The 12,128-nt window shown below is 60.3% G+C and carries 11 protein-coding genes; 7 read left to right on the forward strand and 4 right to left on the reverse strand.

Annotated elements, in window-relative coordinates:
• Positions 1 to 14: 14 nt before the first annotated feature.
• Positions 15 to 509 carry an ATP-dependent zinc protease gene (locus tag G5168_RS04020; RefSeq protein WP_202001782.1) on the reverse strand — a complete coding sequence of 165 codons (495 nt, stop codon included), beginning with the start codon at positions 507 to 509 and terminating at the stop codon, positions 15 to 17.
• A gap of 381 nt (positions 510 to 890) precedes the next feature.
• On the opposite strand from G5168_RS04020, the gene G5168_RS04025 reads away from it, so the two are divergent.
• The 5 genes from G5168_RS04025 to G5168_RS04045 all read left to right on the forward strand — a co-directional run bounded on the left by G5168_RS04025 (position 891) and on the right by G5168_RS04045 (position 5,849).
• A complete protein-coding gene (locus G5168_RS04025) occupies positions 891 to 1,934 on the forward strand; it encodes a GMP reductase (protein ID WP_005348017.1) in 1,044 nt (347 codons plus the stop codon).
• A 95-nt stretch (positions 1,935 to 2,029) separates the two neighbouring features.
• Positions 2,030 to 3,238 carry an elongation factor P maturation arginine rhamnosyltransferase EarP gene (gene earP, locus G5168_RS04030; protein ID WP_227342083.1) on the forward strand — a complete coding sequence of 403 codons (1,209 nt, stop codon included), beginning with the start codon at positions 2,030 to 2,032 and terminating at the stop codon, positions 3,236 to 3,238.
• 45 nt (positions 3,239 to 3,283) lie between these two features.
• Positions 3,284 to 3,850, forward strand: coding sequence for an elongation factor P (gene efp, locus G5168_RS04035; protein WP_005335100.1), 567 nt, complete (start codon positions 3,284 to 3,286; stop codon positions 3,848 to 3,850).
• A gap of 134 nt (positions 3,851 to 3,984) precedes the next feature.
• The gene (locus G5168_RS04040; protein WP_227342082.1) at positions 3,985 to 4,749 is read left to right on the forward strand and encodes a DUF3530 family protein; all 765 of its coding nucleotides are present in this window, start codon (positions 3,985 to 3,987) and stop codon (positions 4,747 to 4,749) included.
• A gap of 143 nt (positions 4,750 to 4,892) precedes the next feature.
• Positions 4,893 to 5,849 carry a D-2-hydroxyacid dehydrogenase gene (locus G5168_RS04045; protein ID WP_421230614.1) on the forward strand — a complete coding sequence of 319 codons (957 nt, stop codon included), beginning with the start codon at positions 4,893 to 4,895 and terminating at the stop codon, positions 5,847 to 5,849.
• Between the two features lie 80 nt (positions 5,850 to 5,929).
• Here the strand turns inward: G5168_RS04045 and G5168_RS04050 are convergent, their stop codons facing one another.
• Together G5168_RS04050 and G5168_RS04055 are read right to left on the reverse strand one after the other, a co-directional pair.
• The gene (locus tag G5168_RS04050; RefSeq protein WP_421230615.1) at positions 5,930 to 6,412 is read right to left on the reverse strand and encodes a YMGG-like glycine zipper-containing protein; all 483 of its coding nucleotides are present in this window, start codon (positions 6,410 to 6,412) and stop codon (positions 5,930 to 5,932) included.
• Between the two features lie 251 nt (positions 6,413 to 6,663).
• Positions 6,664 to 8,196, reverse strand: a complete 1,533-nt coding sequence (locus G5168_RS04055; protein WP_421251870.1) for a diguanylate cyclase domain-containing protein — start codon at positions 8,194 to 8,196, stop codon at positions 6,664 to 6,666.
• 273 nt (positions 8,197 to 8,469) lie between these two features.
• Here G5168_RS04055 and G5168_RS04060 point away from each other — a divergent pair, with 273 nt between their 5' ends.
• Positions 8,470 to 9,072, forward strand: coding sequence for a nitroreductase family protein (locus tag G5168_RS04060; protein WP_216953036.1), 603 nt, complete (start codon positions 8,470 to 8,472; stop codon positions 9,070 to 9,072).
• 178 nt (positions 9,073 to 9,250) lie between these two features.
• On the opposite strand, the gene G5168_RS04065 is transcribed toward G5168_RS04060, so the two are convergent.
• Entirely contained in the window at positions 9,251 to 10,189 is a 939-nt protein-coding gene (locus tag G5168_RS04065) for a LysR family transcriptional regulator (RefSeq protein WP_421230617.1), read from the reverse strand.
• Between the two features lie 135 nt (positions 10,190 to 10,324).
• Between G5168_RS04065 and G5168_RS04070 the strand changes: the two genes are divergently transcribed.
• The gene (locus tag G5168_RS04070) at positions 10,325 to 12,124 is read left to right on the forward strand and encodes an adenine deaminase (protein ID WP_421251871.1); all 1,800 of its coding nucleotides are present in this window, start codon (positions 10,325 to 10,327) and stop codon (positions 12,122 to 12,124) included.
• Positions 12,125 to 12,128: the final 4 nt, after the last annotated feature.

Raw genomic sequence — 12,128 nt, forward strand, 5'->3', positions numbered from 1 at the left:
CGGGCTCTTTACTTTCAATGACAATCTGGCTGCACGGTAAAGGTTCGACTGGCATCCACCGGGCCCAGCTCCGCCAGCAGACGTCGGCCCAGCAGCACCGGATAGATCATCTTGCTGCGATCCCGCAGGGTAAACCACTCCTCATACACCTTGTCCCCCAGACAGATGGACATGGTCACCGTTGGCCGCTGCTCCATGCCGCCCGCCCCGCGCACCGTCACGCTGCGCTCGACCCGCCGCTCGAACTGCTGTTTGACCAGCTTGCCGCTGTCGGCATCAGTTACCACCAGCATGAAGCGCACCCAGGGCTTGCCATCCCGTTTGAATCTGGTGATGGAGCGTGCATCGAGGGAAGAGGTGAGCGCCCCGGTGTCGAGTTTCATCTTCACCGCCACGCCGGTAGGCAAAATAAGCCCCTTCTCGATCCAGCCATAGCTGGCCGGGGTCTCAGCCAGCGCACTGCCACACAGTGCCAGCATCAGGGTGATCCCCACCATCATCTTGCCCATTTTACTGCCCTGCCTTGTCAATCCTGCGCCCAGATCTACCACAGTCCCATTGTGGGTCAATCCGATTTATTTCAGCTACTTGGATAATATCTGGCGGGTCAGGAGAGAGAGGACAAAGAGTGGCCGAACGGCGGCCCAAGCGGGCGGGAATATCGTAGGAGAGCAAGGCACCGAACGGTGCTGGATGAAACTGGTGGTTAACCTCAGGTTGTGACGCCAAAGGCTACCACAAGGATTTACAAATTATCAGTCTTGTTCTGAAGGGATTTTTGCCTACACTGTTGTAAACCGGAGGGCCTGAAAACCACCGGTTTTTTTGCGCCTGCCGAAAATTTGCCACTGCAAAAGTGACTTTCAACAAGGCTCAATAAGGAATTTGTAATGCGTATCGAAGAAGACTTGAAGCTCGGTTTCAAGGATGTCCTGTTCCGCCCCAAGCGCTCTACTCTCAAGAGCCGTTCCCAAGTAAGCCTGACCCGTCAGTTCACCTTCAAACATACTCAGACCCAATGGCAAGGCGTACCCGTCATCGCCGCCAACATGGATACCGTCGGCAGCTTCGCCATGGCGCGCACGCTGGCCGGTTTCGAGATGATGACCGCGGTACACAAGCACTACAGCCTTGAGCAGTGGCAAGCTTTCGTCAACGAGACCGACCCGGCGCTGCTGGGCCATGTGATGGTCTCCACCGGCACCTCGGCTGAAGATTTCGCCAAGACCCGCCAGATCCTCGCCATGTCCGAAGCGCTGCGCTTCATCTGTGTCGATGTGGCCAACGGCTACTCCGAACACTTCGTCGAGTTCGTACGCAAGATTCGTGAAGCCTGCCCCAACCACGTCATTCTGGCGGGCAACGTAGTGACCGGCGAGATGGTCGAAGAGCTGATCCTCTCCGGCGCCGACATCGTCAAGGTCGGTATCGGCCCGGGCTCGGTCTGTACCACTCGCGTCAAGACAGGCGTCGGCTACCCGCAGCTCTCCGCCATCATCGAGTGTGCCGACGCGGCCCACGGCCTCGGCGGCCAGATCGTCGGTGACGGCGGCTGCACCTGCCCGGGCGACGTCGCCAAAGCCTTCGGCGGCGGCGCCGACTTCGTGATGCTGGGTGGCATGCTGGCAGCCCACGAAGAGTGCGGTGGCGAGATCGTCGATGTAGACGGCGAACCCTTCATGAAGTTCTACGGCATGAGCTCCTCCAGCGCCATGGACAAGCACGCCGGTGGCGTCGCCGAGTACCGAGCCTCCGAGGGTAAAACCGTGCTGCTGCCCTACCGCGGCCCGGTCGAGAACGCCGTGCGCGACATTCTGGGCGGCGTGCGCTCCACCTGTACCTACGTCGGAGCCAGCCAACTGAAAGAGTTGACCAAGCGCACCACCTTCATCCGGGTTCGCGAGCAAGAGAACAACGTCTACGGCAAGGAGTAAGCTGCCGCAGCGACCGTCACGCGCTGACGGTTAGAAGCCAGTCAACCGGTGTGCTACCCTGCGCACCGGTTTTTTTGCATCTGGGATCCCGAGCCATGACCACTCACCTGCCCCCGTTTGACTGGGATATCTTCTGTTGCGTCGTCGATAACTTCGGCGACATCGGTGTCACCTGGCGACTCGCCCGCCAGCTAAAACGGGAGGGGAATATTGCGGCACATGGCGATGAGGTTCAGGTGCGACTCTGGGTGGACGATCTGGCAAGTTTCGCCCGCATCTGCCCCGGGCTCGACCCGGCGCAGGATGGCCAGTGGGTCGAAGGCATCTATATCCAGCACTGGCATGAGACCCTGCCGAGCGACATGGCACCGGCCAAGGTGGTGATCGAGGCCTTTGCCTGCGAGTTGCCCGCCCCCTTCATTGAACGAATGGCCGAACTGATGGCGAGCCAACCCAAGCCCCCCTGCTGGATCAATCTGGAGTACCTCTCGGCGGAGAGCTGGGTCGAGGATTGCCACGGCCTCGCCTCGCCCCAGCGGGTTGGCAATAAAAGCCTCAACAAATACTTCTTCTTCCCGGGCTTTACCGCTAAAACCGGCGGCCTTTTGTGCGAACGCGACCTCATCACCGAACGGGAACAGTGGCAGCAAGATGATGCGGGACTTACCGCCTACTGGGCCAGCCTTGGTTTGCCGCCAAAACAAGAGCACGAGCTGCGGGTCAGCCTCTTTACCTACGAGAGCGATGCACTGCAAAGCCTGGTCGAGAGCTGGTGCCATAGCGCCACGCCCGTCACCCTACTGCTGCCGCTGGGGCGCTCTCTCAACGATGTGCTCACCGGTGCCGGTCTGACTGATGCCATCCCTGCAGCCAAAGCGGGGGATCTGCTCCACTCGGGCAACCTCACCATCAAGCTGCTGCCGATGACCGATCAGGCCGGTTACGATCGACTGCTCTGGAGCTGCGATCTCAATCTGGTGCGTGGGGAGGACTCCTTCGTTCGGGCCCAGTGGGCCGCTCGTCCTTTCCTCTGGCATATCTACCAACAGGAGGAGGAAGCCCATCTGGTCAAGCTGGAGCAGTTCCTTGACCACTACTTATCCGATCTGCCCGCCGAGTGCGCTCAATGGCTGCACCGCTTTAATCTGGCCCTCAACTGTGGCGAAGATTGCGGCGAACTTTGGGCCCAATGGCCCCGATATAGCGCCATTTGGCAGCAACATGGGCGAAGCTGGTCAAAGAAGTTGCTCCGGGATGGGGATCTCGTCACACGGTTGGTGAAATTTTTAGAAAGCCGTATATAATCTGGCAGTTTTTATCCGTCCGTTTCACGAACAGGAATTTTTTACATGAAAACCGCACAGGAAATCCGCGCTGGTAACGTAGTCATGATCGGCACCGAGCCGATGGTGGTTCAGAAGGCTGAATTCAACAAATCCGGCCGTAACTCCGCCGTGGTCAAAATGAAGCTGAAGGGCCTGCTGAACGGCAGCGCTACCGAGACCGTCTTCAAGGCCGACGACAAGCTGGACGTAGTTCAGCTGGAACGTAAAGAGTGCACCTACTCCTACTTCTCCGATCCCCTGTATGTCTTTATGGACACCGAGTACAACCAGTACGACGTAGAGAAAGACAACCTGGGTGACGTGCTGAACTACCTGGTAGACGGCATGGAAGATCTGTGTGAAGTGACTTTCTACAACGAGAAAGCCATCTCCGTAGAACTGCCGACCACCATCGTGCGCGAAGTTGAGTACACCGAACCGGCTGCCCGTGGCGACACCTCCGGTAAAGTGACCAAGCCTGCCCGTCTGAAAGGCACTACCTACGAGCTGGCTGTTGCCGCTTTCGTAGAGATCGGTGACAAGATCGAAATCGATACCCGCACCGGCGAATTCAAGCGTCGCGTCAACTAATTGACCGCTTTGAATTGATTGCAAAAAAGCGAGCCACCGGCTCGCTTTTTTATTGCCTCCAAGTTGCCATCACACCGCCCGCCTTCAGAAAATCCCGCCGCAGCCGCTAACCCAGATAATCGGGGGAGCACACTATGGCCAGATTATCCTTATCACTGCTGTTATTGACCTTGCTGGCTGGCCATGGGGCAGAGGCGAGCGAGGTCGCCCCCCCCGTTGCCGAGCCACTGCCCCTCGACCATTGGCAAGCGAGCGACTGGAAAGGGCTACCCGATGCCACCCAGATCGACAAACAGACGGTGCTGTTCGCCAAACACGACAGTGAAAACTATCTGGGGCTCGCCATTTTACTGCCCGACTGGCAGCGCAGCGGCCAGCTCTGGCAACTGACTCGCGCCCTCGGCCGACTGGGTTTTGATACCCTGCTTCTGCTCCCCTCTCCCCAGCAGACCGAACTGGACCCAGCCACCGAGAAAAAAGCGAAAAACAGCGATGAGTTTCGCAAGCAGTTTGCCGAGCGGATCAGCAAGCTGGCGGATGCCAAGTTGCAGGAGGGGGGCTTCAAGCTGATCCTGGCGCAAGGTACCGGCGCCGCCTGGACTGCCAACCTCATCGCCAGCGAACAGTTGCCCGCCCCCGACGCGCTGGTGCTGCTCGATGGTTTTTTCCCTAACCAGCAGAGCAACCAGACCCTGGCCAAACAGGTGGCTCAGGCGGCCATCCCCACTCTGGACCTCTATCAGGAGGATGGCGGTCGCTGGCCACTGCTGGCCGCCGAGGCCCGCAAAAGCGAGAGCCGGCGCAGCAACAAGCTCAACTATCGCCCCTACGCCCTGATTGAGCTGGAGGAGACCCCCACCCGCATTCAGGGCTGGCTCAACCATCTGGGCTGGCTCTAAACCGGCCGCTAGCGTGGCGCAATAAAGCGCGCAAGCTCACATCTGCCGGATAAAGCCCAGCCATGACACAGCGGCAGGCTGGCCCTAACTGCATCCTCTTTGGCATCATGGCCTCTCGAACCTGAACAATGGCAGGAAGGCTCATGCAGCAGATTGTGTTTCTCGACAGCGATACCCTGGATGCGGGCATCACCCTGCATCACCCCGACTTCCCCCACCACTGGCAGAGCTATCCAAGTACTACCCCGGAACAGGTGGTGGAACGGCTCAAAGATGCCAGCATCGCCATCATCAACAAAGTACGGATCGGCGCCGCCGAACTGGCCCAGCTGCCGGAGCTCAAACTCATCGCCCTGGCCGCAACCGGCAGCGACAACGTGGATCTGGAAGCGTGCCGCGCCGCCAACGTTGGGGTGTGCAATATCCGCAACTACTCGGGCCCCTCGGTGCCAGAGCACGCCATGGCGCTGATGCTGGCCCTGTCGCGCAACCTCTTCTGCTGGCGCCAGTCGCTGCTGGAGGGGCGCTGGCAACAGAGCGGCCAGTTCTGCTTCTTCGACCACAACATCATGGATCTGCACGGCAAACAGCTTGGCATCATCGGCAAAGGGACGCTCGGACAGGCGCTCGGCGAGCGGGCCAAAGGGATGGGGATGACAGTGCGTTACGCCCAGAGCCAGGTCGGCGCCAGTCACGACGAGGATCGCTTGCCCCTCGACGAGTTGCTGCAAAGTTCGGATGTGATCAGCCTGCACTGCCCGCTCACCCCCTACACCCGCAACCTGATTGGCGAGCGGGAGCTGGATCTGATGAAACCGGGCGCCCTGCTGATCAACGTCGGCCGCGGTGGGCTGGTGGATGAGGAGGCGCTGCTGCAAGCGCTGGCCAACGGCCGCCTAGGTGGCGCCGGTTTCGATGTAGCGAGCGTCGAACCCCCGCCCACCGACCATCCCTTGATGAAGGCGCTGCAATACCCTCACTTCATTCTGACCCCCCATGTGGCCTGGGCCAGCGAAGAGTCGATGCAGCGACTGGCCGACCAGCTGATCGACAACATCAACGCCTTTGCCGCCGGTCGCCGCCAGCACCGGCTGGTGTAACCGCACGAGCGAGTCACCACACAATGCAAAACGGGGCCAACAGGCCCCGTTTTGCATCTTTCGCACTCACTCAGCGCACATCAATCGTCGTCGTGCCATCTGTGCTTCTTATGCTTTTTGTACTTCTTGTGGTGCTTGTGATGGTGATGATCATCGTCATCATCGTAATAGCGATCCTGGCTCTTGTGGCCATCGCCGCTCTTGGCACCGATGGCCGAACCACTCGCCCCGCCGACCCCGGCGCCGATCAGCTGACCGGTATCGCCACCGACACTCTTTCCGATGGCGGCACCACCCAGCGCCCCCACCGCGCCGCCAAGGGCCGCTTCATTCTTGTTGCCCTTGTTGGCCGTCGCCGCACCACCGGCTGCGCCGCCAATGGCCGCACCTACCAGCGCACCGGTATCTCCCCCCAACTCCTTGCCGATCATGGAGCCCGCCACCCCGCCCGCCCCGCCACCAAGAATGGTGTTGAGAGTTTCCGAACCGTGGGCCGCAGTGCTGCCCAGCAATGACGCCCCCAACAGAGCCAGAGCACCGATGCCACGCGTACTCATATCCATGGATACTCCTGTCAAACCTGATTAATAATCAGCAGCACTATACAAAGAGCTATCAGGTTCGCCAGCCAGCAGAAAACAGGGATGCGACAGTCAATGGCAGTACAGTCACAGCCAACACAGGAAGAGTAGAATCAACCTATTGAATTAAAACGTGAAAATTAACATTGAACCAGACAGTCACGACAAAGTGACCGATAACCTGGCAGCCGCGTCCTGTCGAATAGTCAGCGCGCTGGGACAAAAGCTGTCAGTCAAGGGCCCCTGCCACCCCCTTCAGCCAGATGCCAGCAGTTCCGGCCAGCCTCCTTGCTGCGGTAGAGGGCAGCATCAGCCCGCTCGAAGATAGGGCCGGCGGCAGGAGAATGGCAGGCGCCGCCGGCACTCAGGGTGATCGGCCCATGGTGTTCACGCCACTGTTGCTGACGCACCAGTTCAAGCAGACAACCGAGTTTCTCCGCCAACTCATCCTGTGGCTGTTGCAGCAGAGCGGCAAATTCATCCCCACCTATCCGGTAAACCGTACTCACCCCCAGCACATCAGCAAGACAGTTGGCCACCCGACACAGCACCTGATCGCCGAAGGCATGGCCCTGGCTGTCGTTGATCCCCTTGAAGTGATCGACATCAAACAGCAGCAGCCAGAAGCACGCCCCCCTCTGCTCCAGTGCCGCCTTGTGCTGCTCGAAGGCTCGTCGGTTCATGATACCGGTCAGGGGATCCCGCAACAGCGCATCCTGCCCCTTGAGAAAACTGGCCCTGACCTGATCGATCTCGTTCAGGCTACGCCTCACGAACCAGGTCTTGGGCTCACTGACAGGCGCTGAACGCTCCAGATCGCGCACGATGCCGGTCAATGAGCCCGACACCAGCTCCTGCTCCTGGCGGAAGATCCGCACCAGCAGACTCAGGCTGCAACACCAGATGGCAAACAGAGAGAGCAGTGGAAAAACCACCATCTGCAACGCATCGTAGAGGCTGTCACGAAACAGTACTGGCGGCAGATAGATGTTGAGATCCCAACCAATATCCGCCAGCTCGCGCTTGATATACGTCCCATGCCACAGCACATCCAGGCCGAGCCACTGCTGATTCTGATGCTGCTTGATGGTGTTGGCCGCCAGCAGATCCATATTGCTGCCCACTACCAGCTGATCAGTGTCACGCAAGGTCAGATAGAGTGCCGCCTGATTACTACCGACCGTGCGCTGCAGCGCCTGCTGCAGCGAGTCGAATGACATGTCAACCATCAGCAGACCCAGCAACTGCCCCTGCTCATCCCTCACCCGTTTGATCAGGCTGAGAATCAGCTCCTGAGTATTGTATTCAGGGTAGGGGCCAAACCAGACGGGCTCGTCGCCCGGCATGGCGGTCACCTGATACCAGGGGCGCAGCGCTGCCTTATAACCTGGGGGCGCGAGCCACTCCGGGTAACTGTCGATGCGATCCGCTTTCAGGTTGTAAAAGTAGATATAGTGGTTGCCGGGCTTGATCTGATGGGCAATAGCCCAGATGGGAGAGTCGGCCGGCTCGCCGCGGGCTATCTTCTCCTTGTCTAGGGAGCCCTCCAGCACTGCCAGTTGCCGCTCATTGACCTTCACCATCTCGTGGATCAAGGACGCCTCAACGGAGGAAGCCATGTGACCGAAGCCGGATACCGTCATGTCGATATCCCGCAGATAGCTGGCAATGGCCATGATGATAGTCACGATCAGGATCAACAAGCCAAGCAGTGCGGAGAGGGGGGCCAGCACATAGTAACGCTTGTTGAGATACGAGCGGCTCACATGACATCCGAACAGGGGAAAACATAGCGGGATTGTGCGAGAGAAAGGAGAGTGAATCATTGATTAATATCACTTCAACGCCCCTTTAATGACATTTCCAATACTAACAAAACATCAAGGTTCGCAAACGAATATCAACTGACAGGAAAAACGCTAGTTACTCCGGGTTAACCCCGCTCTGCATTGCGGGTGTTATAGTCTATACCTGACGCGGCCGGCGCTGGACAAACCGTCCATCACCGGCTGCAACGCCAAGCAGAACAAGGAGATGTTATGAGCAGTCCGTTTATCGAACAGATCAAAGCACGTCGTACCATCTATGCCCTGGGCAGCCAGGTGTCCCATACACCGGAACAACTGACGGCCCTGATCCAGGATGCCATCAGGCACAGCCCCTCCTCCTTCAATTCCCAGAGCTCCCGCGCCGTCATCCTGTTTGGCGCCCAGCACCATAAGCTGTGGGATATCGTCAAAGCCGAGCTGAAAAAGATCGTGCCGCCGGAGGCCTACGCCCAGAGTGAGGCCAAGGTGGATGGCAGCTTCCGCGCAGGTTTCGGCACTGTGCTGTTCTTCGAAGACACCGACGTCATCAAGGATCTGCAGCAAAAGTTTGCCCTCTATGCAGACAACTTCCCCATCTGGTCGGAACATGCCACCGGCATCGCCCAGTTTGCGGTCTGGACTACCCTGGCCCAGGAGAAGATCGGCGCCTCCCTGCAACACTACAACCCCCTCATCGACGAGGCGGTACGCAAGGAGTGGAACCTGCCAGCCAGCTGGCTGCTGCGTGCCCAGATGCCCTTTGGCAGCATCCAGCAACCGGCCGGCGACAAGACCTTCATCGACGATGCCACCCGTTTCCGCGTTTTCAAATAACGGCCAGATAGCAAAACGCCCCCGCATCTCGGGGGCGTTTTTATTGCGACATCAAGAGTTCGGATAGCGATGGTTCATACCGCAATCTGCGGTCGTCACGCACTCGCACCACAGCTCAGGCGGGCAGCGTCACCAGCAGGGATGTCTCTCCAGGTTCCACCTTCACCTCGTGCCAGCCTCAGCCGTGCTGACTACTTAGCTGTTCGATAATGGTGGCGCGCAGCAGGGCTCGCCCTTCGTCGATGCGAGTTGATCGGGAGAGTCCTTTCGCCCACATCAGCGCCAGGGTTCGACTCAGCACTGGCTCGTGCAGCGCCACGACTTTCAGCTGGGGATCGCGCAGGTTCGCGGCATAGAGTCCGGGCAGGATAGCAACTGCCAACCCTGAGCGCACCAAGCCGTAAAGCGTCTCGACATAATCTGTGGTGTATCTGGGCTTGAGCCCGGGCAACTGGCTCTGGGCCAGTCCGTTGACCTGCCGGCTGACGTTGCCTCTGGCAAAAAGGGCGATGTCGCGGCGGGTCAGCTCATGCCAGCTGATGGCCTCTTCCCCTGCCAGCGGATCCTGCCGGTTGATCACCGCCACCAGCGCATCGTCCAGCAGCGGCGTCACCTCCAGCGAGTCGGGCAACTCGCCATCCAGCACGCCAATCCCCGCATCCAGAGACCCCTCGGCCAGCGCCTGCAACAGACCGTCGTTGGTGTGATCCTGAAACTCGACCAGCAAGCCCGGAAACTGCTGCTGCAGACGGGCGGCCGCCAGCGGAAACATCAGGGTGCAGGCCGACGGGATCAGACCGATGCGCAGGGTGCCATCGCCCCCTTCGACCATCACCTGCTGCATATCGGCAAAAGCGGCGTGGGCCACATTGAGCAGCCCCTTGGCGTGGGGCAGGATCGCCTCCCCCTGTTCGGTCAGGGTGACCGCCTGCGCAGTGCGGTGAAACAGTTTGCCGCCTAGTACAGATTCAATCTGGCGCAGGGCACTGCTCAGGGCGGGCTGGCTGATGGCCATCTGATTGGCCGTTTCGGTGAAGTGGCGCAGCTGGGCCAGCGTGACAAAATACTGGATCTGCTTCAGAGAGAGCGCAGGCAGACGGCGCCAAGGTTCGGACATGAAATCGACAACCGGAGAAAAACGTTTGCAGCAGCATAACCCTTTCTTATCCAGTTATAAATTCTTTGCGCTATGCACGGACCAATCCCCTCCCTAAAGTGGGCCCATTATTCCCCTTGTCAGGCCATCTCCTTCATGTGTGAACAAGATGCATCCCTCAACTTGCGCCGCCGCGTCGTGCAGGCTGCCCTCGGCGAAGCCCCCTTCGATCTGCTGCTGACCAACGCCAACCTGATCGACATGGTGACCGGCGAGATCCGCCCCGTCGACGTGGGGCTGGTCGGCCCGCTGATCGCCAGCGTCCATCCGGTCGGCTCCTTCCAGCAGGCACGCGAGACCCACGATCTGGCCGGCGCCTATCTCTCGCCCGGTCTTATCGACAGCCATGTCCATGTGGAGAGCTCCCACCTGACGCCGGAGCGCTACGCCGATGTGGTGGTCGCACAGGGCACCACCACCATCTTCTGGGATCCCCACGAACTGGCCAATGTACTCGGGCTGGCGGGGGTGCGCTACGCCATCGACGCCAGCCGCAATCTGCCGCTGCGGGTCATCTGCGCCGCCCCCTCCAGCGTTCCCTCGACGCCGGGTCTCGAGATGTCGGGCGCCGACTTCCACGGCCCCGAGATGGCCACCATGCTGGAGTGGCCGGAGGTGGCGGGAATCGCCGAGGTGATGGACATGCAGGGGGTGCTGGGCGGCAGCGAGCGGATGACCGGCATTCTGCACGCCGGTTTGCAACGCAATGCCCTGATTGAGGGACACGCCCGGGGCCTCACTGGTCACCGGCTGCAAGCCTATCTGGCTGCCGGGGTCAGCTCGGATCACGAACTCACCTCGGCTGCCGATGCGCTGGAAAAATTGCGGGCCGGGCTCACCCTGCAGCTGCGCGGCTCCCACCCCTACCTGCTGCCGGAGATCGTCGCGGCGCTGAAACAGCTGCCCCACCTCTCCTCCCAAATCACCCTCTGTACCGACGATGTGCCGCCCGACATGCTGCTGGAGAAAGGGGGCATGATTGCGCTGGTCAAGCTGCTGGCTGAACTCGGGCTGGCGGTGCCCGATGTGCTGCGAATGGCCACCCTCAATGCCGCCATCCGGCTGCAGCGCAACGATCTGGGGCTGGTTGCCGCCGGCCGCTGCGCCGATCTGGTGGTGTTCGACAACCTCACCGATCTCAACCCGATCTGGGTCTACAGCGGTGGCCAGCGGGTCGCCCGCCATGGCGCCATTCTCAGCCCCTCCGAGCCTGTCGCAGGTTGTCAGGCGCCACGCGATACCATGCAGATCCCCCTGCGCACGCTGGAGGAGTTCATCATCCGGGTGCCCGGGCTGACTGCGGGTCGGGCCCGCTTAAAGACCATCAAGGGGGCTCGCTTCACCCAGTGGAGTGAAACCGAGGTTGAGGTTCGGGATGGTCAGGTCATCGTGCCTGCGGGATTTAGCCTCATCTCGGTGCAACACCGCCATGGCCGCCATCAGGCGGGCACCCGGCTGGCGCTGCTGGAGGGGTGGGGCGAGCTGCAAGGGGCCATCGCCACCAGCTACTCCCACGACTCCCACAATCTGGTGGTGCTGGGGCGCGACCCGCAAGAGATGATGCTGGCCGCCAACACTCTGATCACCAGCGGGGGCGGCATGGCGGTCGTCCAGCAGGGTGAGGTGCTGGCCCACGTTGCCATGCCCATCGCCGGCATGCTCTCCGACCTGCCGGCCAGCGAGCTGGCCGCCAGCTTCCACGCTCTGCGCGAAGTGAGCGGCAAGGTGGTGGAGTGGGAGCCCCCCTACCGTGTCTTCAAGGCCATCGAGGGAACCGGCCTTGCCTGCAATGCGGGGCCCCATCTGACCGATCTCGGCCTCACCGATGGCCTGACCCGCGAGATTGTCGACCCCTTTATCTGCTGCTGGCCCCACGATGCCAGCCAAGCCGATTAACCTC

It is taken from the genome of Aeromonas sp. 600724 (assembly GCF_049175135.1).
In the GTDB taxonomy this organism is placed as follows: domain Bacteria; phylum Pseudomonadota; class Gammaproteobacteria; order Enterobacterales; family Aeromonadaceae; genus Aeromonas; species Aeromonas veronii_A.

Excerpts from the sequence above, each read along its gene's own strand:
- G5168_RS04020 (WP_202001782.1), bottom strand. The coding sequence starts at position 509 with ATGGGCAAGATGATGGTGGGGATCACCCTGATGCTGGCACTGTGTGGC.
- G5168_RS04025 (WP_005348017.1), top strand. The coding sequence starts at position 891 with ATGCGTATCGAAGAAGACTTGAAGCTCGGTTTCAAGGATGTCCTGTTC.
- earP (WP_227342083.1), top strand. The coding sequence starts at position 2,030 with ATGACCACTCACCTGCCCCCGTTTGACTGGGATATCTTCTGTTGCGTC.
- efp (WP_005335100.1), top strand. The coding sequence starts at position 3,284 with ATGAAAACCGCACAGGAAATCCGCGCTGGTAACGTAGTCATGATCGGC.
- G5168_RS04040 (WP_227342082.1), top strand. The coding sequence starts at position 3,985 with ATGGCCAGATTATCCTTATCACTGCTGTTATTGACCTTGCTGGCTGGC.
- G5168_RS04045 (WP_421230614.1), top strand. The coding sequence starts at position 4,893 with ATGCAGCAGATTGTGTTTCTCGACAGCGATACCCTGGATGCGGGCATC.
- G5168_RS04050 (WP_421230615.1), bottom strand. The coding sequence starts at position 6,412 with ATGGATATGAGTACGCGTGGCATCGGTGCTCTGGCTCTGTTGGGGGCG.
- G5168_RS04060 (WP_216953036.1), top strand. The coding sequence starts at position 8,470 with ATGAGCAGTCCGTTTATCGAACAGATCAAAGCACGTCGTACCATCTAT.
- G5168_RS04065 (WP_421230617.1), bottom strand. The coding sequence starts at position 10,189 with ATGTCCGAACCTTGGCGCCGTCTGCCTGCGCTCTCTCTGAAGCAGATC.
- G5168_RS04070 (WP_421251871.1), top strand. The coding sequence starts at position 10,325 with ATGTGTGAACAAGATGCATCCCTCAACTTGCGCCGCCGCGTCGTGCAG.